General features: G+C 66.4%; 19 protein-coding genes. 10 read left to right on the forward strand and 9 right to left on the reverse strand.

Annotated features, from left to right (window positions below):
* Entirely contained in the window at positions 1-909 is a 909-nt protein-coding gene (locus tag P0Y64_07850) for a flagellar motor protein MotB (GenBank protein ID WEK44687.1), read from the forward strand.
* A 12-nt stretch (positions 910-921) separates the two neighbouring features.
* Here P0Y64_07850 and P0Y64_07855 read toward each other — a convergent pair whose 3' ends face one another.
* Entirely contained in the window at positions 922-1,080 is a 159-nt protein-coding gene (locus P0Y64_07855; GenBank protein ID WEK44688.1) for a hypothetical protein, read from the reverse strand.
* Between the two features lie 75 nt (positions 1,081-1,155).
* Here P0Y64_07855 and P0Y64_07860 point away from each other — a divergent pair, with 75 nt between their 5' ends.
* Positions 1,156-2,025, forward strand: coding sequence for a 3-hydroxybutyryl-CoA dehydrogenase (locus tag P0Y64_07860; GenBank protein WEK44689.1), 870 nt, complete (start codon positions 1,156-1,158; stop codon positions 2,023-2,025).
* 109 nt (positions 2,026-2,134) lie between these two features.
* On the opposite strand, the gene rdgB is transcribed toward P0Y64_07860, so the two are convergent.
* Complete coding sequence (rdgB, locus tag P0Y64_07865; GenBank protein WEK44690.1) at positions 2,135-2,761, reverse strand: RdgB/HAM1 family non-canonical purine NTP pyrophosphatase; 627 nt, start codon at positions 2,759-2,761, stop codon at positions 2,135-2,137.
* Positions 2,758-3,471, reverse strand: coding sequence for a ribonuclease PH (gene rph, locus P0Y64_07870; GenBank protein WEK44691.1), 714 nt, complete (start codon positions 3,469-3,471; stop codon positions 2,758-2,760). The genes rdgB and rph overlap by 4 nt, the downstream gene beginning before the upstream one ends.
* A 190-nt stretch (positions 3,472-3,661) precedes the next feature.
* On the opposite strand from rph, the gene P0Y64_07875 reads away from it, so the two are divergent.
* From P0Y64_07875 to P0Y64_07895, 5 genes are all read left to right on the forward strand, one after another.
* The gene (locus tag P0Y64_07875) at positions 3,662-4,174 is read left to right on the forward strand and encodes a hypothetical protein (protein WEK44692.1); all 513 of its coding nucleotides are present in this window, start codon (positions 3,662-3,664) and stop codon (positions 4,172-4,174) included.
* Positions 4,175-4,273: 99 nt separating this feature from the next.
* Positions 4,274-4,543 (forward strand): hypothetical protein, encoded by a 270-nt coding sequence (locus tag P0Y64_07880; GenBank protein WEK44693.1) that lies wholly within the window; start codon positions 4,274-4,276, stop codon positions 4,541-4,543.
* Positions 4,544-4,585: 42 nt separating this feature from the next.
* The gene (locus tag P0Y64_07885; protein WEK44694.1) at positions 4,586-5,254 is read left to right on the forward strand and encodes a response regulator transcription factor; all 669 of its coding nucleotides are present in this window, start codon (positions 4,586-4,588) and stop codon (positions 5,252-5,254) included.
* Positions 5,254-6,570 carry a HAMP domain-containing sensor histidine kinase gene (locus P0Y64_07890; protein WEK44695.1) on the forward strand — a complete coding sequence of 439 codons (1,317 nt, stop codon included), beginning with the start codon at positions 5,254-5,256 and terminating at the stop codon, positions 6,568-6,570. Before P0Y64_07885 ends, P0Y64_07890 begins: the two co-directional genes overlap by 1 nt.
* Positions 6,571-6,636: 66 nt before the next feature.
* The gene (locus P0Y64_07895) at positions 6,637-8,004 is read left to right on the forward strand and encodes an L-serine ammonia-lyase (protein WEK44696.1); all 1,368 of its coding nucleotides are present in this window, start codon (positions 6,637-6,639) and stop codon (positions 8,002-8,004) included.
* 153 nt (positions 8,005-8,157) lie between these two features.
* Here the strand turns inward: P0Y64_07895 and P0Y64_07900 are convergent, their stop codons facing one another.
* Both P0Y64_07900 and P0Y64_07905 read right to left on the reverse strand, forming a co-directional pair.
* Positions 8,158-9,753: an isocitrate lyase gene (locus tag P0Y64_07900; protein ID WEK44697.1), complete on the reverse strand. Its 1,596-nt coding sequence runs from the start codon at positions 9,751-9,753 to the stop codon at positions 8,158-8,160.
* Positions 9,754-9,846: 93 nt separating this feature from the next.
* Positions 9,847-10,002: a hypothetical protein gene (locus P0Y64_07905; protein WEK44698.1), complete on the reverse strand. Its 156-nt coding sequence runs from the start codon at positions 10,000-10,002 to the stop codon at positions 9,847-9,849.
* A 162-nt stretch (positions 10,003-10,164) separates the two neighbouring features.
* Between P0Y64_07905 and P0Y64_07910 the strand changes: the two genes are divergently transcribed.
* On the forward strand, positions 10,165-11,565 hold the full coding sequence (locus P0Y64_07910; protein ID WEK44699.1) for a short-chain fatty acyl-CoA regulator family protein: 1,401 nt from the start codon (positions 10,165-10,167) through the stop codon (positions 11,563-11,565).
* A 139-nt stretch (positions 11,566-11,704) separates the two neighbouring features.
* On the opposite strand, the gene P0Y64_07915 is transcribed toward P0Y64_07910, so the two are convergent.
* The 3 genes from P0Y64_07915 to P0Y64_07925 are packed head-to-tail and all read right to left on the reverse strand — an operon-like array spanning position 11,705 to position 15,872.
* Positions 11,705-13,126, reverse strand: coding sequence for an efflux transporter outer membrane subunit (locus tag P0Y64_07915; protein ID WEK44700.1), 1,422 nt, complete (start codon positions 13,124-13,126; stop codon positions 11,705-11,707).
* 11 nt (positions 13,127-13,137) lie between these two features.
* Positions 13,138-14,718 (reverse strand): DHA2 family efflux MFS transporter permease subunit, encoded by a 1,581-nt coding sequence (locus tag P0Y64_07920; protein ID WEK44701.1) that lies wholly within the window; start codon positions 14,716-14,718, stop codon positions 13,138-13,140.
* Positions 14,715-15,872, reverse strand: coding sequence for an HlyD family secretion protein (locus P0Y64_07925; protein WEK44702.1), 1,158 nt, complete (start codon positions 15,870-15,872; stop codon positions 14,715-14,717). Before P0Y64_07925 ends, P0Y64_07920 begins: the two co-directional genes overlap by 4 nt.
* Positions 15,873-15,952: 80 nt before the next feature.
* On the opposite strand from P0Y64_07925, the gene P0Y64_07930 reads away from it, so the two are divergent.
* Together P0Y64_07930 and P0Y64_07935 are read left to right on the forward strand one after the other, a co-directional pair.
* Complete coding sequence (locus P0Y64_07930; protein ID WEK44703.1) at positions 15,953-16,381, forward strand: MarR family transcriptional regulator; 429 nt, start codon at positions 15,953-15,955, stop codon at positions 16,379-16,381.
* Positions 16,382-16,958: 577 nt separating this feature from the next.
* Positions 16,959-19,382: a TonB-dependent receptor gene (locus P0Y64_07935; GenBank protein ID WEK44704.1), complete on the forward strand. Its 2,424-nt coding sequence runs from the start codon at positions 16,959-16,961 to the stop codon at positions 19,380-19,382.
* A gap of 56 nt (positions 19,383-19,438) precedes the next feature.
* Here P0Y64_07935 and P0Y64_07940 read toward each other — a convergent pair whose 3' ends face one another.
* Positions 19,439-20,785 carry an ATP-binding protein gene (locus tag P0Y64_07940; protein WEK44705.1) on the reverse strand — a complete coding sequence of 449 codons (1,347 nt, stop codon included), beginning with the start codon at positions 20,783-20,785 and terminating at the stop codon, positions 19,439-19,441.

Here is a 20,785-nt window from a genome sequence, read left to right on the forward strand (position 1 = left end):
ATGGCCGCGCGCGCGCCGCACGGCACGAATCAGCCGCCCAAGATCATCTACAAGAAGATCTATATCGAAGGTCACGGCGGCCATCACGGCGGCGCGTGGAAGGTCGCTTATGCCGATTTCGTGACCGCGATGATGGCGTTCTTCCTGCTATTGTGGCTGCTCGGCGCGACGACCGAGAAGCAGCGCAAGGGCATTGCGGACTATTTCGCCCCGACCATCCTCAACACCAAATCCTTGGGAATCGGCGGCGCTGGCCTGTTCGGCGGCAAGTCGATCAACAGCAAGGACAAGACCGGGCCGGAAGATGGCAATTCGCGTCTCCCCACACTGGTCGCGCGGATCGACGACAAGTCGGGCGGACAGGAGATGGGTACGGGCAAGAAGGGCTCGCTGCGCAGCCCCGAATCCGTCGCGGCGGAGGACCGGCGCAACTTTGCCGATCTGCGTCGCAAGGTGCTGGAGCAGATTGCCGCGCGCAAGGATCTCGCCAAGCTCGCCCGCCACATCCGTTTCGTGATGACGCAGGACGGGATGCGCATCGATCTGATCGACGATGCCAATTATTCGATGTTCGGGCTCGGCACTACGGTGCTGGAGCCGGCGGCGTCGGATTTGATCGGGATGGTTGGGGATAGCATCGACAAGACAAGCAATCCGGTCATGATCCGGGGCCACACCGATTCGGTGCCCTATGGCGATCCGCGCGCGATGAACAACTGGACGCTCGCCACGGGCCGCGCCGAGGCGACCCGCCGCCGGCTTGCGCTCGCGGGGATTCCGGAAGCGCGCTTCAATCGGATCGAGGGCGTCGCCGATCGCGAACCGATCATCACCGATAATCCCAGTGATCCGCGCAACCGTCGTGTGGCGATCACCCTGCTTTATCGCGCGGGTGTGTTCGGGCGCTGAGGCAGCCCGCGATCAGCGCGCGGGCGCGGGGCTGTTCTCCATTGCCGCATTATCGGGGATGGCGCCGGCGCGGGAGCGTACCTCCGCAGTGCCGGTACGCGAGGTGACGTTTGCGGGCTCGGTCGAGCAACCGGCGAGCACGAGCAGCAGCAGGATCGACGATCGGCGCATCACGTTTCGCTTCTAGCCGGCTGGCGCCGGGCGTGAAACCCGCTATTCGACCGGGCGAAATTCATGGAGGCGGTAATGCAGTCAGTTGGCGTGATCGGTGCGGGGCAGATGGGTGCGGGGATCGCGCAGGTTGCCGCACAGGCGGGCTATCGCGTCCTGCTCGCCGATGTCGACAAGGCGCGTGCCGAGGCAGGCAAGGCGGGTATCGCCAAGCGGCTCGCGCGCGATGTGGAAAAAGAGAAGATCGACGCCGAGACGCGCGATCGCGTGCTGGAGCGGATCGAGCCGGTCGACGGCGTGGCGGCGATGGCCCCCTGCGCGTTGGTGATCGAAGCGGCGACCGAGCGCGAAGAGATCAAGCGCGCGATCTTCGCGGAAGTCGGCAAGGTGCTGGGCAAGGATGCGGTGCTGGCGTCGAACACCTCGTCGATCCCGATCACGCGGCTTGCGCAGGCATCGCCCGATGCGGCGCGCTTCATCGGCGTGCATTTCTTCAACCCCGTTCCCGTCATGGGCCTGATCGAGGTGATTCGCGGGCTCGCCACCACCGACGCGACGGTGAAGCGGGTCGAGGAGTTCGCGCAGGCGCTGGGCAAGCAGGTCGTCCACGCCAATGATGCGCCGGGCTTCATCGTCAATCGCATTCTGATGCCGATGCTCAACGAGGCGTGTTTTGCGCTCGGCGAGGGCGTCGCGACGATCCGCGACATCGATCTCGCCTGCCAGCTTGGGTTGAATCATCCGATGGGGCCGCTGACGCTGGCCGATTTCATCGGGCTCGATACGTGCCTTGAGATCACCCGCGTGCTGTTCGAGGGCACCGGCGATCCCAAGTTCCGCCCGGCGCCGCTGCTCGTGAAATATGTCGAGGCGGGCTGGTACGGTCGCAAGACCGGGCGCGGCTTCTACGATTATTCGGGCGCCGCGCCGGTTCCGACGCGCTGAACCTGGGTGAAGCGGTTCCAGCCCGCTCCCTCGCTTTGCCTCCCACGACAATATTGTGAATGGGACGCGGGGCGGGGGAGCGGGCCGGAACCGCTCTAGCCTCAAAAAGTCAGAATACCGCCGCGACGAGTTGGCGGAACGCATCCGCGCGATGGCTGATGGCGTGCTTGCGCGTCTGATCCATCTCGCCGAACGTCTCGCGCCCGCCGTCGGGCAGGAACATCGGGTCATAGCCGAACCCGGCGGTCCCGCGTGGCGGCCAGACGAGCGTGCCATCGACGCGCCCTTCGAACCATTCCACATGGCCGTCCGGCCACGCCAGCGCCAGCGCGCAGACGAAATGCGCGTCGCGCGGCGCATCGTCGATCCGCGCGAGATTGTCCTCGATCCGGCGCATCGCTTCGCCGAAATCCTTCGTCTCGCCGGCCCAGCGCGCGGAGAAGATGCCGGGATCGCCGCCGAGCGCGGTGACGCACAGCCCGGAATCGTCGGCCAGCGCGGGCAGGCCCGAAAGGTCCGCCGCCGCGCGCGCCTTCAGCTCCGCATTCGCCACGAAGGTGGTGCCGGTCTCCTCCGGCTCGGGCAGATCGAGCGAGCCGGCGGAAACGACCTCCAGCCCGTGGCCGGCGAGCAGCTCGGCGATCTCGCGCACCTTGCCCGGATTATGGCTGGCGATCACCAGCTTACCGGCGGCGAGTTTGCGGATCGCCTGCGGCTCCCGGCCCTCGCCGCTCACGCGACGGCCTTCGCTTGCGCCGCGAAGATTTCGGTGCAGCCGATGCGAGCGAGGCGCAGCAGGCGCAGCAGCGATTCCTCATCATAAGTGGCGTGTTCTGCGGTGGCCTGCGCCTCGGCGATATGGCCGTTTTCGAGCAGCACGAAATTGCCGTCGGCATCGGCGTTCGAATCCTCGTCGTAATCGAGATCGAGCACCGGATTGCCCTGGAAGATCCCGCAGCTGACCGCCGCGACCTTCTGGGTGATCGGATCGCTGGTCAGCTTGCCGTCGCGCAACAGCCCGTTGACCGCCAGCCGCAGCGCGACCCACGCGCCGGAAATGGCGGCGGTGCGGGTGCCGCCATCCGCCTGGATCACATCGCAATCGAGCGTGATCTGGCGCTCGCCGAGCGCGGCCATATCGGTCACGGCGCGCAAGCTGCGGCCGATCAGCCGCTGGATTTCCTGCGTGCGGCCGGATTGCTTGCCCTTCGCCGCTTCGCGGCTGCCGCGCGTGTGGGTGGCGCGGGGCAACATGCCATATTCGGCTGTGACCCAGCCCTGGCCCTTGCCGCGCAGGAACGGGGGCACGCGCTCCTCGATGCTCGCGGTGACGATCACTTTCGTGTCGCCGAAGCCGATCAGCACCGATCCTTCCGCATGGCGGGTGAAGCGGGGTTCGATGGTGATTGCGCGCATCTGATCTGCCGCGCGGCCGCTGGGACGCATCCCTTAGTCTCCTGTAGTTCCGGCGAGCGGCCCTACGAGGTGCGCCGGGCGGTGGCAATGGCTGGCCCTGTGCGAAAACCCGTAGCGCGTAAGGCGCCTGTCAGCATCGTCTGGAAGAATGTGGCTACTGACGCGCGGTATGTGCGTCACCGGGGTTGCAGGAGTGATTGCCATGACCACGGTTTCGAGAATGTCGGCCCTCCCCCTGGTGGCGCTGATCGCCGCCGGGGCGCTCGCCGGATGCACCACCACCGGCACCGGGGTGGGCGATTCAAATGCATCGGGCCTGACCGCGACGTTCAGCTGGAAGGCGCAGGGCGCCCGCACCGGCGAGATGATGGCACAGCTCAGCAGCGGTCAGAATTATTCCGGCACCTTCTTCCAGATCACCAGCGAGACCCGCGTCGACGATCTCGGTCCGCTCTGGGATGGCTGGGGCCCGAGGGGCGGCTTTTACGGCGGTCGCGGTTTCCGGCGCGGCGGCTGGGGCGGTGGCTGGGGTGGCTGGGGCTATTGGGGCCCGTCACAGGATTTCCTGACGCACTATTCGGGTAAGGTGCTGGCCAATCTCGTCGGCCCGGACGGCAGGATGCGCTGCCGCTTCACGCTGATCCGCCCGTCATACGGGATGGGTGGCGGCGGCGAAGGCCAGTGCCAGCTTCCCGGCGGCGGCACGCTGAACGCGACCTTTGCGCCGCGATGAGCGGGGCCTGGCGCCCTTTGATGCGTGAGTACAGCCAGATCGATGCGACCCGACGACGCACAACGGCCGGCGGCTTCGTCCGCCGCCGTCCCGCCGCCGATGGCCAAGAGTCATCATATTCTGAACGGTGCCTCCAATCTTCTGGGGGTGACGTTCGTCATCATTACCGGCCTGAAGCTCACCGCTTATGGGGACCGATCTTTCGCCGACGAGGTGGCCCTGGGTGCGGCGATATTGCTCACCGCGAGCTGCTTCTTCTCCTACCAGTCGATCCGCGGCGGCCCGGATTGGTGGGAGCAGATTGCCGATCGGCTGTTCCTTGCGGCGCAATTGCTGCTGCTGGGCGCGGTGTCGCTGTTGTGGATTTAGCCGCGCAAAAGTGGATCGAGCTTCGATCCAGGAGGTGATCAGGTGCGCCTGTTGATCGTCGACGACAATGCCGAGCTGGCCGAGGCGCTGGCGGCGGCGTTTCTCCGCCGAGATATCCGCTGCGACATCGCCACCACCGCGCGGGATGCCGAACAGCTTGTCACCACCACCGATTATGCCGCCATGGTGCTCGATCTCGGCCTGCCGGACGAGGACGGGCTGGTGCTGCTCCGCCGGCTGCGCGCGCAGCGTCGCAACATACCGGTTATCGTTCTCAGCGCGCGCGGCGCGGGCGAGATGCGCGTGCTCGGTCTGGAAAGCGGCGCGGACGACTATCTGGTCAAGCCGTTCCTGTTCGTCGAGCTGCACGCGCGGCTCGCGGCGGTGCTGCGGCGGCAGGGGGGGTATGTCGAGGATGTGCTGCGCACCGCCGATCTGACGCTCGATACGCGCAGCCGCGAGGTGCGGGCCGGCGACGCGCCGGTGCCGCTTTCGGTGCGTGAGATCGAACTGCTCGAACTGTTGATGCGCCGCACCGGGCATGTCGTGCCCAAGCGGGTGCTGGCGGATCAATTGTTCGGCGCGGGCGACGCGCTCGGCTCGAACGCGGTCGACGTTTATGTCCACCGCGTCCGCCGCAAGCTCGAAGACTGCGCGGCGGTGAAGGTGCAGACGGTGCGCGGTATAGGTTACATGCTATCCACCGCCTGATGCTGCGCTTTCCCCGCTCCCTCTTTGGCAAATTGCTCCTCGGGCAGATCGCGATCGTCCTGATCGTGGCGATCGCGCTGCCGCTGTTGTTGTCGCGCATGTTGAACGACACCGCCGATGCGTTCGTCTCCGCCCGGCTGGAGCGCGAGGCCACCGCCTTTGCCCATGGCAGCGCGGTGGGTGGCGGCCAATTTGCGCGTGAACGCGGCAACCGATTCTTCGCGTTATTCGATGCGCAGGGTAATGCGCTGGTGGCGCGGCCGGAGGTGCTGCCGTTCGACCTCTCCGATCTGCCGCACGGCGCGGCGCGGGCGTTCGGCACCTGGGGGCGTTATGACGTGCTGACCCGCCCGGTTAATTTGTCCGGCGGCAGATCCGGCTGGGTGGTGGTGGCGCAGGATCGTACCCATCCGGAAGAGATCGTCGACGATGTCGTGCGTTCCTTCTTGCGGCGCTTCGCCTGGGTGATCGGCGCGGCATTGTTCGGTTCGTTGCTGCTGTCGTTCATCGTGCTGCGCCATGTGACCGGAATGTTCCGCGACGCGGCGACCGATGCCGATGCGATCGGCCTCCCCCGCCTCGATGCGCGGATCGAGGAAGCGCGGATGCCAAGCGAGGCGATGCCGCTGGTTCATGCCACCAATCGCGCGCTCGGCCGGCTGGAGGCGGGTTATCGCGCGCAGGGCGATTTCATCGGCAATGTCGCGCATGAGCTGCGCACCCCGCTCGCGCTGATCTCGCTCAGGCTGGAGCAACTGCCAGTCTCGCCGGAGCGCGATCAGATCGGGCGCGCGGTCGATCAGGCCAATCATGTCATCCGCCAGCTGATCGATCTTGCCGCGATCGATCGGCTACATCCCCAGCTTGGCATGGTCGATTCGGTGTCGGTGGCGCGCGATGCGGTGGAGGCGATGGTGCCGATCGTCTATCGCTCCGGCCACAGTATCGCTTTCGAGGAGCCCGACGAGCCGACGCATCGCGTGCGCGGCGTCGCGGAGTTGTTGCAGATCGCGGTCACCAATCTGATCGACAATGCGGTGCGCCATACCCCGCCCGGCTCGGCGATCGTCGTATCGGCGGCGACGGACGGTTGCCTGACGGTGGAGGATGATGGCCCCGGCCTAGCGGTGGACGCGCGCGACATGGCCGCACGCCGTTTCCGCCGGGGGGATACCGCGCGCAGCGACAGCGCGGGGTTGGGTCTGTCGATTGTCGAGCGCATCCTCGGCGTGTGCGGCGGGCGCCTCGAAACTGGCAGCAGCGCGGCCGGCGGAGCATTGCTCCGGCTGCGGCTGGATGCGACGCCGCTGCCGTAGGGCGCGCCCTTCCACCGGCCCGGCTCTGGCCCTAAGACGCGTCTTTGTTCCCAAAGAAAGCGTTTCATGCCTTCCGACCAGCCGTCTGCGGTCAGCGTCACCGAATTGTTCACGATCGGGATCGGCCCGTCGAGTTCGCACACCGTTGGCCCGATGCGCGCCGCCAAGGCCTTCGCGCAGGAGATCGTCGACGCGGGGCTGATTCCGGTGCGGGTGCAGTGCGAATTGTTCGGATCGCTCTCGCTCACCGGGCGCGGGCACCATAGCGATCGCGCGGTGCTGCTCGGCCTGTCGGGCGAGACGCCGGAGAGGGTCGATCCGGCGGCGATCGACGGGCTGATCGCGGCGATCGGCGCGGAGGGGCGATTGGCGCTCGACGGGCGCGAGGCCATCGCGTTCGACATTGCGGGCGATCTGCTGTTCCGTCCCGGCTTCCTGCCCGCGCATCCCAATGCGATGGTCTTCACCGCGTCGCTCGATGACGGCAGCGAAGTCGTGCGGCGTTATTATTCGATCGGCGGCGGCGTGATCCGGCAGGAAGGGGCGGAGCCGGAACGCGCCAACCGCCAGCCGCGCCATCCGTTCGGATCGGCGGTGGAATTGCTCGCGATCGGTTCGACCGAAGGGTTGGCGATCGCCGATATCGTCCGCGCCAACGAACGCGCGTGGCGCGAAAACGCGGATACCGACGCATTCCTCGATCGCGTGCGCGATGCGATGACCAGCTCGATCGAGCGCGGTTGCGCGGCGACCGGCGAGCTGCCCGGCGGCCTTAAAGTGCAGCGCCGCGCGCGCGCAATCCGCGAGAAACTGCTTGAACGCGGGCCCCGTAGCGATCCCAGCGTCGTGTTCGAATGGGTCAGCCTGTGGGCGCTGGCGGTGAACGAGGAGAATGCCGCCGGCGGCCGCGTGGTCACAGCGCCCACCAATGGCGCGGCGGGAGTGATCCCGGCGGTGCTGCGCTATTACGAGACGTTCGTCCACGGCGCGACGCGCGAAGGCGTGCGCACCTTGCTGCTCACGGCGGCGGCGATCGGGATGCTCTACAAGAAGCGCGCCTCGATCTCGGCGGCGGAGATGGGGTGTCAGGGCGAGGTCGGCGTCGCCTGCTCGATGGCGGCGGGCGGTCTGGTCGCGGCGCTGGGCGGCAGCAATGCGCAGATCGAGAATGCCGCCGAGATCGGCATGGAGCACAATCTCGGTCTCACCTGCGATCCGATCGGCGGGCTGGTGCAAATCCCGTGCATCGAGCGCAATACGATGGGCGCGATCAAGGCGATCAACGCGGCCTATCTCGCGCTGCATGGCGACGGGCGGCATATCGTCAGCCTCGATCAGGTGATCGAAACGATGCGCCAGACCGGCGAGGACATGCGGTCGAAATATAAGGAGACGAGCCTTGGCGGGCTGGCGGTGAACGTCGTGGAATGTTGAGATAGGTGCCGCCTCCCCGGCAGTGGCCCTGGGGGGAGGCGGCGAGGAGGGGCGTCGCGGCAAAGCCGCGCCGTCGGTCGGCGGGTGACAGGGCACCCGCCGCCGGCCGGGCCTGTCCCGTCTCGCAGGTAGCCTTGGCTACCCGCGTGCGGGTCAGGCCGCGAACTGGTTCATCGTATTGTGCTTGCCGCCGGCCTTCAGCGCGGCTTCCCCGGCGAAATATTCCTTGTGATCGTCACCGATGTCGCTGCCGGACATGTTCTGGTGCTTCACGCAGGCGATGCCCTGGCGGATTTCCTGCCGCTGCACGCCCTTGACGTAGCCCAGCATCCCCGCGTCGCCGAAATACTCCCTGGCCAGATTGTCGGTGCTGAGCGCGGCCGTGTGATAGGTCGGCAGCGTGATGAGGTGGTGGAAGATGCCAGCCCGCGCCGCCGCGTCCTTCTGGAAGGTGCGGATCTTTTCGTCCGCCTCGCGCGCCAGATCGGTATCGTCGTAATCGACGCTCATCAGGCGCGCGCGGTCATAGGCTGACACGTCCTTCGCTTCCGATGCCCAGCGATCATAGACCTGCTGGCGGAAATTGAGCGTCCAGTTGAAGCTCGGTGAATTGTTATAGACCAGCTTCGCACTGGGCACGACCTTGCGGATGCGATCGACCATGCTGGCGATCTGTTCGATATGCGGCTTCTCCGTCTCGATCCACAGCAGGTCCGCGCCGTTCTGCAATGAGGTGATGCAGTCGAGCACGCAGCGATCCGCGCCGGTGCCTTCGCGGAACTGATAGAGGTTCGACGGCAGGCGCTTCGGGCGCATCAGCTTGCCGTCACGCTCGATCACCACATCGCCGCGCAAGGTGGAGAGGTCGGTCACCTCCTCGCAATCGAGGAAGGCGTTATACTGATCGCCCAGATCGCCCTTCGCCGTGCTGTATGCGATCTGCTTGGTCAGCCCCGCGCCGAGCGAATCGGTGCGCGTGACGATGATCCCATCCTCAACGCCGAGTTCGAGGAAGGCATATCGGCAGGCGCGGACCTTCTGGAGGAAATCCTCGTGCGGCACGGTGACCTTGCCGTCCTGATGGCCGCACTGCTTTTCGTCGGACACCTGATTCTCGATCTGGAGCGCGCAAGCCCCGGCCTCGATCATCTTGCGGGCGAGCAGATAGGTCGCCTCGGCATTGCCGAAGCCCGCGTCGATGTCGGCGATGATCGGCACGACATGCGTTTCGTAATTGTCGATCGCGTTGACCAGCCGCTGCGTCTCCACCTCATTGCCGGTTTCGCGTGCGGAATCGAGATCGCGGAACATCATGCCCAGTTCGCGCGCATCAGCCTGCTTCAGGAAGGTGTAGAGTTCCTCGATCAGCGCGGGAACGCTGGTCTTTTCGTGCATCGACTGATCGGGCAGCGGGCCGAAATCGCTACGCAGCGCCGCGATCATCCAGCCGGATAGATAGAGGTATTTCCCCTTGGTCGTCCCGAAATGCTTCTTGATCGAGATGAGCTTCTGCTGCCCGATGAACCCGTGCCAGCAGCCCAGCGACTGGGTGTAGGCGGCCGGATCGGCATCATAAGCCGCCATGTCGCGGCGCATGATCGCGGCGGTATAGCGTGCGATATCCAGCCCGGTGCGGAAGCGGTTCTGCAACTGCATCCGCGCGACCGCCTCCGCGTCGATCCCGTCCCAGCTTCCGTTGAAGCTGCGGATCAGCGTGTCGGCGCCGGCGATCTTGTCCTGATAGGTCACGGATATTGCTCCTTCGATTATTCTGGCCGGGCGATGGAAATGTCCGCCGACGACGCGCGCCGGCGGACACCTTTCCTCCCCAGGAACTGGACGTCAGCCGAGGCGGCCGAGGCGGTGATAAAGGTTCGAGAATTTGGCCGAGCGGGGATCGTCAGCGATCTGTTTCACGTAGCTGGCGACCGCTTCCTTCATCAGATCGAAGTCTTCGGTCGAAAACACGGCGCGGGCGCGCTGTGGCTCCTTGGTCATGTCGTGGCTCCTGCTTCGTTCGGCGTGGCCGCCGGATGGAAGTGTGATAATCCACGAAAACGCACTGTAAGAGCCCGGATCGCATCGGAATCGTGTCGCACGGTGACGATAAACGCGTTAATATGAGTGTTATTGTAAAATATTTTACAGAAAGGCGGGGTAATGGCGCGGGATAAGCTGCTGGCGGGCCATGCGGTGCGACGGCTGCGGCGGCGTACCGGGCTGACCCAGGCGGCGATGGCCGAGATGCTCGCGATCTCGCCGAGTTATCTGAACCTGATCGAGCGCAATCAACGCGCTCTGCCCGCGGCCTTGCTGGTGCGGATGGCGGAGCAGTTCGATTTCGATCCACGTGCGCTGGCGGCGGGCGAGCCGGGCGGAGGGGCGGCGGCGATCCGACGGCGACTGGCGGACCCGTTGTTCGTGGATCTGGAGATCGACCGGCACGAGGTGGAAGAATGGCTCGCCGCGGCTCCCGGCGGCGCGGAGGCATTCGCGCGCGCCTTCGATCGTGCCGGCGGCGGGGCCGCGCCGGCGGGGGAGGCGCGTGATGACGCCATGACCGCGGTGCGCCGCGAGATCGAACGCTGGCGCAATCATTTTCCTGATCTCGACGCGGCGGCCGAAGCGCTCGCCGACGAGCTGCGGCTGGTCGGTGCGGATCTGTACGCCGGGCTGGTCGAGCGGTTGCGCGTCAAGCACGGCCTGTCGATCCGCATCCTGCCGGCGGACGTGATGCCTGATCTTCTGCGCCGGCTCGATCTCCACGCGCGGCAGCTGCAGCTCAATGAGATGCTCGATCCGCCCGCGCGGACCTTCGCGCTGGCGGCGCAACTCGCGCAGCTTGAGGCGCGGGTGGAGATCGATGCGCTGGCACGTGGCGCCGCGCTCGCCGATCGCAATGCCGAGCGGCTGTTCCGCCGCCATCTCGCCAGCTATTTCGCCGCCGCCGTGATGATGCCCTATGCCCGTTTCCTGCGCGCGTGCGAGGCGACCGGCTATGACGTGAGCGTGCTCGAACGCCGCTTCGGCGCGAGCTTCGAACAGGTCGCGCACCGGCTGACGACGCTGCAGCGCGTCGGCGCGCGCGGGCTGGCCTTCTTCATGATCCGTATCGACCGCGCGGGGCAGGCGTCGAAGCGTTACGCTGGGGCGAGCGGCGCGGCGCTGGTGGAGGCGAACGCGCGCTGCCCATTGTGGCGGCTGCATCGCGCCTTCGATCGGCAGGGCGCGCTCGCGGTGCAATTGGTGGAGCTGGAGGACGGCGCACGCTGGTTCACGCAGGCGCGCGCTGTCGGTGCGCCGGGTGGCCGGGCCGATGCCGCGCCGCATGAGGTGGTGGCGGAATTCGCGATCGGGCTGGGGGTCGCGGCGGATCACGCGGCCGGGCTGGCCGCCGCGCGCGGGCTCGATCTTAGCGGCGCGGCGACCCCGATCGGGCTCGGCTGTCGCGCGTGTCTGCGCGCGGCGTGTCCGCAACGCTCCGCCGCTCCCGATGGCCGTGCGCTGCTGGTCAACGATCGCGAGCGCGGGCTTTCCGCGCTCAGCTTCGCGGAGGATTAGGGCGGATCGCCGTTCAGAAGATGGTGGAGCAAAATGGCGGCTTTCCGTGACCCCGAGCGCAGCGGACAACACGTCCGCGAGCACGGGAAGCGCGGAAAGCCGCCATTTGCAGCCCGCCAGAACTCAGCGGCGATCCGCCCTAGGGCTTGGCCTCCTGCCAGCCGAGCCCAAGCGCCTTTTGGATCGCGACATAATCGCCGGTCATCGCGGCGGTCGCCTGACTGAGCGATTGTTCGGCGGAAGCGCGCTGGCGCTCGGCGTCGAGCACGTCGATCATCGTCGCGGTGCCGGCATCGAAGCGCTGGCGCATCAGCTTCGCCGAGCGGTTTGCCGAGGCGAGGCTGCGCGCGGCGCTGCCCACGGTCTGTCGCCGCGCGGCGTAGCGCGAGAGCGAATCCTCCGCGTCGCGCAGTGCGTTGAGCACGGCGCCGCGATATTGCGCCGCCGCTTCGTCGCGCGCGCCTTCGGCTTGTCCGACCCGCGCGGCATTGCGCCCGAAATCGAGGAAGTTCCACGAAAGCTGTGGTGCGGCGATCGCGGAGAGATTGCCGAGATCGAAGATATCGCCGGGTTTGCTGCCGCCGATGCCGATCAGCCCCATGAAGCTGAGCCGTGGAAATTTCGCGGCTTCCGCCACGCCGATCTTCGCGGTCGCCCCGGCAAGCTGACGCTCGGCGGCGCGCACGTCCGGGCGGCGCTGGAGCAGCGCTGCGGGATCGCCGATCGCGACCTCCGCCGGGGGCAGCGGGACGGCGCGCATATCGCCCAGCGTCGTATCCAGCGCGCCCGGCGCTTCACCGATCAGCGTGGCGAGCGCGTTGAGATAGGCATCGCGCTCGGCGGTGAGCGGCAGGATCGCGGCGTCGCTCTGTTCGGCAAGGGTGCGTAGCCGCTCGACATCGAGCGCCGATGCGGTGCCCGCTGCCTCGCGCTGTTCGGTGAGCTTCAGCATCGCACGCTGGCGCTCGGCTGCCTGCCGCGCCAGCACGATGCGCTGCTGGCGATCGCGCAGGTTGATATAGGCCTGTGCGATATCGGCCGTCAGGCTAACCTGCGCATCGGCGAGATTGGCCTCGGCCGCACCGATCGAGGCGTGTGCCGCCTCCACCTTGCGGCGCTGGCCACCGAACAGATCGATCTCCCAGCTCGCGTCGAAGCCGACGTTATAGAGGTTAAGCGCGGTCGATCCGCCGCCGCTCGATCCGCCGAAGTTGATCCCCGGAAGCTCGGCGTGGACGAACGTCGCCTGCGCATTGCCGCTCGGCAGGCTGTTGGCGCGCTCCAGCCGCAGCCCGGCGCGAGCCTGCTTCAGCCGCGCCTCGGCGACCTGAATATTGGGGTTGGCGGCGAGCGCGCGGCGCTCCAGCTCGTCGAGCGTCGCGTCGCCCAGCGTCGTCCACCATTGCGCGACGCTCGGGGCGGCGTTGATCGTGCCATCGGCGGCGCGGACGAACCCGGCCGGGGGCTTGGTCGCGCCGGCCGAAGTCGGGCCGGCATAATTGGGGCCGACCGTGCACGCGGCAAGCGCGACGAGCGGCAGGAGGGTGAGGGGGATACGCATTGCCGGAAACCTCAGTGCATCGCGATCGCCTGCCCCTGGGGCAGCGGTCGCAGGAAGAGGACGAGGGGAACCACGATCGCTATGCCGACCGCGAGCAGCCAGAAGATATCGTTGAAGGTCATCACCAGTGCATCGCGCTGGATTGAGCCGGCCATGGTGCGCAACGCGGCGTCCGCATTGCCGAGCATCTGGCCGAGGCCGTTGAGATAATCCTGCACCATGCCGGAATTGGCATCGAGCGATTCCTCCATCCGCCGGCTGTGCAGCCACATCCGCTGATCCTGGATCGTCGCGATCCCGGCGAGCGCGAACGAGCCGCCGAGATTACGCACCGCGTTGAACAACCCCGCCGCGTCGCCGGCATCCTCGGCCGAAACCGAAGCGATCGCCGCCTGATTGAGGAACAGGAAGCACAGGATCGTGCCGACGCCACGTAGCAGCTGCGATTCGACGAAGGCGCTGCCGGTCGATTGCGCGGTGAGCGTGGTGTCGAGCCAGCAGCTCGCGGCCATGATCAACAGCCCCGCCGCCACCGCGAAGCGGATGTCGATATGCCGGATCATCAGCGGCGTGAACGGCATCAGCATCAGGCTGGGGATGCCCGACAGCAGCACGACCTTGCCCGCCTGAAGCGCATCATAATCGGCGATCGCGGCAAGGAACTGCGGGATCACGTAAGAGGTGCCGTACAGTACCATGCCGACGACGATGCCCATCATCGCCACCGAACCGAACTGCCGATCGAGCAGCAGGCTGAGCTTGATCACCGGCCGCCGCGCGAAAATCTGGCCGGCGAACAGCAGGATGAAGCCGAACGCCGAAACCAGCGACAGCGTGACGATCTCGCTGCTCTGGAACCATTGTTCGCGCTGGCCTTCCTCCAGCACCACGGTCAGCCCACCGAGGCCGAGCGCGAGGCCGGCGATGCCCATCCAGTCCGCGTTGAGCAGTTCGCCGAGATGCGGCTTGCGATGCGGCATCGCGACCAGCAGCAGCGTGACGAGCATGATGCCGATCGGCAGGTTGATGAAGAACGCATAATGCCAGCTGACATTCTCGGTCAGCCAGCCGCCGACCAGCGGCCCTAGCACCGGCCCGAGAATCGCGGTGACGCCGAACAGCGCGTTGCCGATCGGTTGTTGTGATCGGGGCAATCGCGTGGCGATGATCGTCATCGCAGTGGGGATCAGTGCGCCGCCGGTGAAACCCTGACCGACCCGGCCGATGATCATTATCGTCAGGTTGGTCGAGATGCCGCACAGCATCGAGAAACCCGTGAACAGCACGGTCGCGATCAGCAGGAAAGTGCGCAGGCCAAGCATCCGCTCCAGCCATGCCGAAAGCGGGATGATGACGATTTCCGCCACCAGATAGGCGGTGGCGATCCAGGTTCCCTCGGTCGCGCTCGCGCCGATCTCGCCCTGAATCGTGGGGAGCGACGAGTTGACGATCGAAATGTCGAGCGTCGCCATCATCGCGCCAAGGCTGCCCGCGCCTACCGCCAGCCAGGCGGCGGCGTCGGCGCGTTCCGGCGCGGCCAGGCCGGGCGCTGCCGCAGCGCCGTGTGGCGCCTCGGCGGTGGTGGCGCTCATTGCCCGATCCGCTCGTTATGCTGTTCCTGCTCGTGCTTGATGCGGCTCGCCGCGCCCTTCGCCGAGCGCGTGTCGACGCTGACGTCTACCGACAGGCCCGGAACGAGCAGCGCGCGTGTCTCAGGCCCCGGGCTGATCGCGATCCGCACCGGCACGCGCTGGACGATCTTGGTGAAATTGCCCGTCGCGTTCTGCGGCGGCAGCACGGAGAATTGCGCGCCCGTGCCCGGCGAAACGCTGGCGACCCGGCCCGGAATCTCCACGCCGGGGAGCGCATCGACACGCACAGAGACCGGCTGGCCGACGCGCATCAGCCCGAGCTGCGTCTCCTTGAAGTTCGCATTGATATAGAGATCGGTGACCGGCACGAGCGTCATCAGCCGTGTCGCGGCCTGCACGAACTGGCCCTGTCGCACGGTCTTGTTGCCGATGCGCCCATCGATCGCGGCACGGATCAGCGTCGCGCCGACATTGGTGTTGGCGGCGGCGAGCTGCGCCCGCGCGCCCTCGCCCTGCGCGAGTGCCTGCTTCACCTGCGCCTGAAGCGTGCCGATGCGGCGTTCGGCGCTCACCAGCGCCGCCTGCGCCGCCGCGACCTTGGCATCGGCCTGCGTCGCATCGTTGCGGAGCTGTGACAGGCGCTCGCGGGTTTCGGCGCCGGATGCGGCGAGCGGCTGATAACGGGTCACCTCGGCGTGCGCGAAAGCCGCGGCGGTCCGCGCCGCCGCCAGATCGGCGCGGGAGCGGGTGATCGCGGCCTGCTGCTCGCTGATCTGCGCCTGCACCCCGGCGGCATTGGCCTTTGCCACGTCGATCTGCGCCTGGCTCTGCGCGGCCTGCGCATTATAGTCGCGCGAGTCGATCTGGAGCAGCGGCTCGCCGGCCTTCACCGCCTGATTGTCCGCGACGAACACCTTGTCGACATAGCCGGAAACCTTGGGCGATACCGTCACGGCATCGGCCTGCACATAAGCGTCGTTGGTCGATTGCTGGAACTTGCCGAAGCTTTCGTACCGGACGAACCAGGCGATTCCGCCAGCCACCACCACCACCAGGGCGATGAAGAGGATCAGGCGGACGCGCGGGTTCTTCAGCGGGGAGGAGCGTTCCTCGGCCGGCTGCGTCGCGTTATTGTCAGGCGTCTGGTCGACCATGGTGGTTCCTGAATTCGGTTGTCGGGCGCTCAAATGCTCGCAGTTGCAGCATAATGCAATACCATGTATTGAGGTTCCTCATGAAATGCGACGATCAACTCATCAAGAACCTCGCGGCCGTCTATCTGCAGATCCATCGCCGCCTGAATCGTGAGCTTGCGCGCGAAGGCACGTCGCTCGCGCGGACCAAGATGCTGATGTTCGTCCAGGCGCAGGAGGGCGCGGCGCGCGCGGCGGATATCGCCGAGTTGTTCGATCTCGCGCCGCGCACCGTGACGGAGGCGCTCGACGGGATGGAGCGCGATCAGTTGATCGAGCGCTCGGCGGATCCTGATGATCGCCGGGTGAAGCGAGTCGCGATCACGGCGGCGGGCGCGCGCGCGCTCGCCGCCAGCGAACCGTTGCGCCAGCGACTGCTCGCGGAGCAACTCACCGCGCTCAGCGATGACGAACATGTGCTTCTGGCGGCTTTGCTGGGCAAGTTGGTCGAGTCGCTGAAGGAAACATAATCGCCCCTCACCATGCGCTTGCGTCCGCGCACGTACGTGATAAGCTCCATCATTCCTGTTGCAAGATGCCGCCAGAGCGTCGCGACAGACAGGAGATGGATGATGGAACGGATCAATTCCGGGATCTGCCAATGCCAGATAGGCCTGTTGGCCTGTGCCAGCGGCATTGCGTTGGCGATCTTCGGCGCCGCTTTCGCCCTGCTCGGCTGACGCTGGCGCGATGGCGCACCGCCTTTCTATAGCGCGATGATTCGTGCCGGGTGCCGCTGAGCACCGTTTTTCGCGGCCGGTTTATTTTTAGATAATCAAAATTAACGCGTGATCGCCGCCCTGCGGGATGCGTGGTCCGCCTGCCGGTGACTGTGCTGCGCGCGGGTCATCTCTCTGCCATTGGTGGATTTTTGGTCGCCGCGTGCCCTGTCGGCGTAACGGTCCGGCATGGTCGATACGACGAACGTGAAGTGAAAATGAACTCAATCGGTCAGTCGCCGTCATCGAAGTGTCACCGCACTGCCGCGCTGCCGACATAGGGCGGCCACCGGCGGGCCGAAGCAGCCCGTGTTTGGGGATACAACACATGACGATTCTTTCGCGGGCGCGTTTGCGTCTCCTCGCTGGTGCGGCGCTGTTCGCGCTGCCGGCAGTAGCCCATGCCGCGCCGACCGCCGCTGCCGACGCTGCCGCCGAGGCGCCCGTCGATCCGGCTGCTTCGTCGCAAAATGGCCTGCAGGACGTGATCGTGACCGCCACCAAGCGCGAGACGAGCCTGCAGAAGACCCCGATCGCGATGGCCGTCGTCGATCCCACGGTGATCAAGGATCGCCACATTCAGAGCATGCTCGATTTCGCCGACGGCGGTATCCCGTCGCTCCGCGTGGCGACGTTCGAGGCGCGCCAGTCCGCGCTCACCGTCGGCATTCGCGGCATCGTGCCGTTCGACCAGAACCAGACCGCACGTGAGCCCGGCGTCGGCGTCTATATCGACGGCGTCTATCTCGGCCGCTCGCAGGGCCTCAACGCCGCGCTGTTCGATGTCGCGCGGATTGAGGTGCTCAAGGGCCCGCAGGGCACGCTGTTCGGCCGTAACACCGAAGGCGGCGCGGTCAGCATCGTCACCAAGGGCCCGTCGGGTGAGTTTGGCGGCCGCGTGAGCGCGGGCGTGGGCAATTATGGCGCTTATACCGGTGAGGCGCATATCGACCTCCCCGAATGGAACAACATCTCGATCAAGGTCGATGGGGTTCTTCAGCGGCAGGACGCCACAACCAAGAACCGGCTCGCCGGGCAGCTCGGCTGGAACGCTTATGACCGCGTCGGCGGCCGTATTTCGGCGCGCTGGAAGCCTACCGCCGATTTCACCGCCGATTTCACCTTCGACAAGGCGACCGACAAGAACACGCCGTTCTTCAGCCAGTTGGTGAACTACAACCCGCTCGGCTACACCGTCGCCACGCTCGCCAATGGCACGCTGACCTGCCCGTCCGCGCCGTGCATCAATCCGCTGCCCAAGCTGGTCGGCGTGCATACCGAGCGGCAGGAAATCGCCGATGTCGGCGTGCCGCAGCAATGGTCGGTCGATCGGACGCAGGGTGTCGGGGTCAACCTGAAATACCATGTCTCGCCAGGGCTGGAGCTGCGCTCGATCACCGCGTGGCGCAAGGTCGCGACCAACCAGTTCGACAATTCGGGCGGCCCGGAGCGCGTGGCCTTCTCGCCCAACGGAAAGTTCAGCCGCTACTCGCTGTCGGATCTCTATCAGAGCCAGTTCAGCCAGGAATTGCAGGCGGTGGGCAGCATCCCGCAGCTCGATTACGTCGCCGGTCTCTACTATTTCTACGAACAGGCGCGCGAATCCGCCGCCACGCCGACGTCGAACCAGTGGAATGCGGACGGCACCGCCTACACCATCCTGCCGTCGCAGGTGTTCGGCCCGATCACCTCGGGCAATCAGGGCTGGGACTATAATTCGCGCTTCCTGCAACGCGGCAGTTTCGCCCGCGCGCGCAGCTATGCCGCATTCGGCCAGTTCACCTATACGCCGGATTGGGCGCCCGCGCTGCACCTGACGGCCGGTGGCCGCTTCACGCACGACAAGCGCGACGGCACGCTCTACCTCGTGTCGAACGTGGCGACGAACTGGCAGCTGCACTACAAGAAGGATCGGTTCGATCCGATGATCACGCTGGCGTTCGACGCGGCGCAGGGCGTCAATCTCTACGCCAAATATTCGACCGGTTATCGTGCCGGCGGCGCGAACGGCCGCTCGAACGACTTCCAGGCGTTCGGCCCGGAAACGGTCAAGGCGTATGAGATCGGCGCCAAGATGGACATGCTCGACAATCGCGTCCGTCTGAACCTCGCCGGTTATATGATGGATCGCTCGGGCACGCAGATCGATTTCGACTATGTCGATCCCAATCAGTATCTGCCGGGCACGACCACGCCGAACCCGACCTTCAACCTGCATACGCAGAACACGGCCAATGCGCCGGGCATCTCGCGCATTCGCGGTATCGAGGCCGATCTGACGGTGAAGCCGGTCGACAACCTGACGCTCGGCGCCTCCTACGCTTATACCTACACCCATGTGCCGGCGACGCCGAACCCGCTTCCCGGCGCGACCTTCGGCGTGATCACGAAGGTGTTCACGGTCTATACGCCGCCAAACGCCGCGTCGGGCTACATCGATTATTCGATCCCGGTCGGTAACGAGAGCCAGCTTCGCTTCCACCTCGACGCCAATTACGCCGACGCTCAGTACAGCTTCCAGGACCAGAACCTGAAGACTGACTCGAGCTTCGTCGTGAACGGCCGCATCGCGCTTGCCGACATTCCGCTGTCGGGCAACGGCCAGAAGCTGACCGTTTCGGTGTGGAGCCGCAATCTGCTCAACGAACAGCATATGTATCGCGTCAGCAACGAGAACGCGAAGACGCTGGGCTATTACGCGAACTTCAATCCGCCGCGCACCTTCGGCGTAGAGGGTGCGATTAACTTCTGATCCGGCTTTCACGGTCAGAAAATGGGGCGGGAGGCGATTGGCCTTCCGCCCCATTTTTATGCGCGGGCGAGTGGCAACCGCATCGTCACGATCAGCCCCGGCCTGGCATCGTCCAGCGTCAGCGCCCCGCGATGCAGTCGCGCCACGGCGTCCGCCAGCGGGAGCCCGAGGCCGTGGCCGGCGCGATTGCGACTGGGCTCCAGCCGGCCGAAGCGGCGCAATGCGCGCTCGCGGTCGGCCGGGGGGATGCCTGGCCCGTTATCGCGCACCGACAGTTCGGCGGCGGTGCTTCGCGCGGTCAGCGACAGCGTGATCGACGATCCCGTCGGCGTATGGCGCAGGGCATTTTCGACAAGGTTGATCAGCGCCTGGCTCAGCAATTGTCGGTCGCCCTCGATCCGCACCATGTCGCAGCGGCCGACGATCAGTTCATGCCCGCTTTCGGCGGCGACTGGCGCCATCATCTCGCCGAACTCGGCCAGCAATTGCCCCAGATCGAGCATCGCGAAGCCGGCGCGACGGTCGCCGCCCTCCACCTCCGCGATGCGCAATGCCGCCGCGAACATCGCCAGCAGCGCGTCGCATTGTGCGATCGTCTCGGCGATCTCGTCGCTCAGCCCCTGCGCCTCCGGTCGTTGCGCGATCAGCGCGAGCCGGCTCCGCAGCCGCGCGAGCGGCGTGCGCATGTCATGCGCGATGTCGTTGCTGACGTTGCTGATCTCCACCATCAAGCCGGCGATGCGATCGAGCATGCGGTTGAAGGTCGCGGCCTGTTCCGCGAAGGCCCCCCCGGCGGGATCCACCGGCAGACGGCGCTGCATGTCGCCATCGATGATCGCGCGCGCGGTTTCCTGCACTTCGCCGATGCGCCGGCTGACGAGCGCGACGAACAGGATCGCGCCGGCCACCACGATCGCGACGATCGAGCCGAACCCGAACAGATAGAGCCGGTTGCGCGCGGTGCCTTCCTTGTCGATCGGCTCGGTTTCGGCGATCGTTGTCAGGGAAAGGCCGCCGCCAGCGTCGCGCACCAGCGCGCGTCCCGCCGTCAGGCCGGCGATGCGATCGTCCGGGGTAAGCGAGGAATAGCCCTGCGGTAAGGGCCGGGTGAGCCGCAGATTGCCGCCGAGCCACCGTCCTTGCCGATCGGTGAGCGCGAAGCCGACATCGGCGGTGTCGCGATCGCGCGACAGGGCGGCGAGATGCGCGAGGATCGCGGGGGCGTCGCCCGGCTGCGATTCGCTCAACACGTCTTCGCTCAGCCCGGCGATACGCTTGTCGACCAGTTCGGCGATCGAACGGTGGATCGCGCTATAGGTGGCGATGCCTGTCAGCGACACCGCGACGAAAAACGCGGCAAGAAAGGTGAGCGTCAGCGATCGCAGTGATCGCAGCGTCGGCAC

It is taken from the genome of Candidatus Sphingomonas colombiensis, from assembly GCA_029202845.1.
GTDB lineage: Bacteria > Pseudomonadota > Alphaproteobacteria > Sphingomonadales > Sphingomonadaceae > Sphingomonas > Sphingomonas colombiensis.

Excerpts from the sequence above, each read along its gene's own strand:
- P0Y64_07850 (WEK44687.1), top strand. The coding sequence starts at position 1 with ATGGCCGCGCGCGCGCCGCACGGCACGAATCAGCCGCCCAAGATCATC.
- P0Y64_07855 (WEK44688.1), bottom strand. The coding sequence starts at position 1,080 with ATGCGCCGATCGTCGATCCTGCTGCTGCTCGTGCTCGCCGGTTGCTCG.
- P0Y64_07860 (WEK44689.1), top strand. The coding sequence starts at position 1,156 with ATGCAGTCAGTTGGCGTGATCGGTGCGGGGCAGATGGGTGCGGGGATC.
- rph (WEK44691.1), bottom strand. The coding sequence starts at position 3,471 with ATGCGTCCCAGCGGCCGCGCGGCAGATCAGATGCGCGCAATCACCATC.
- P0Y64_07875 (WEK44692.1), top strand. The coding sequence starts at position 3,662 with ATGTCGGCCCTCCCCCTGGTGGCGCTGATCGCCGCCGGGGCGCTCGCC.
- P0Y64_07880 (WEK44693.1), top strand. The coding sequence starts at position 4,274 with ATGGCCAAGAGTCATCATATTCTGAACGGTGCCTCCAATCTTCTGGGG.
- P0Y64_07890 (WEK44695.1), top strand. The coding sequence starts at position 5,254 with ATGCTGCGCTTTCCCCGCTCCCTCTTTGGCAAATTGCTCCTCGGGCAG.
- P0Y64_07895 (WEK44696.1), top strand. The coding sequence starts at position 6,637 with ATGCCTTCCGACCAGCCGTCTGCGGTCAGCGTCACCGAATTGTTCACG.
- P0Y64_07905 (WEK44698.1), bottom strand. The coding sequence starts at position 10,002 with ATGACCAAGGAGCCACAGCGCGCCCGCGCCGTGTTTTCGACCGAAGAC.
- P0Y64_07910 (WEK44699.1), top strand. The coding sequence starts at position 10,165 with ATGGCGCGGGATAAGCTGCTGGCGGGCCATGCGGTGCGACGGCTGCGG.
- P0Y64_07915 (WEK44700.1), bottom strand. The coding sequence starts at position 13,126 with ATGCGTATCCCCCTCACCCTCCTGCCGCTCGTCGCGCTTGCCGCGTGC.
- P0Y64_07920 (WEK44701.1), bottom strand. The coding sequence starts at position 14,718 with ATGAGCGCCACCACCGCCGAGGCGCCACACGGCGCTGCGGCAGCGCCC.
- P0Y64_07925 (WEK44702.1), bottom strand. The coding sequence starts at position 15,872 with ATGGTCGACCAGACGCCTGACAATAACGCGACGCAGCCGGCCGAGGAA.
- P0Y64_07930 (WEK44703.1), top strand. The coding sequence starts at position 15,953 with ATGAAATGCGACGATCAACTCATCAAGAACCTCGCGGCCGTCTATCTG.
- P0Y64_07935 (WEK44704.1), top strand. The coding sequence starts at position 16,959 with ATGACGATTCTTTCGCGGGCGCGTTTGCGTCTCCTCGCTGGTGCGGCG.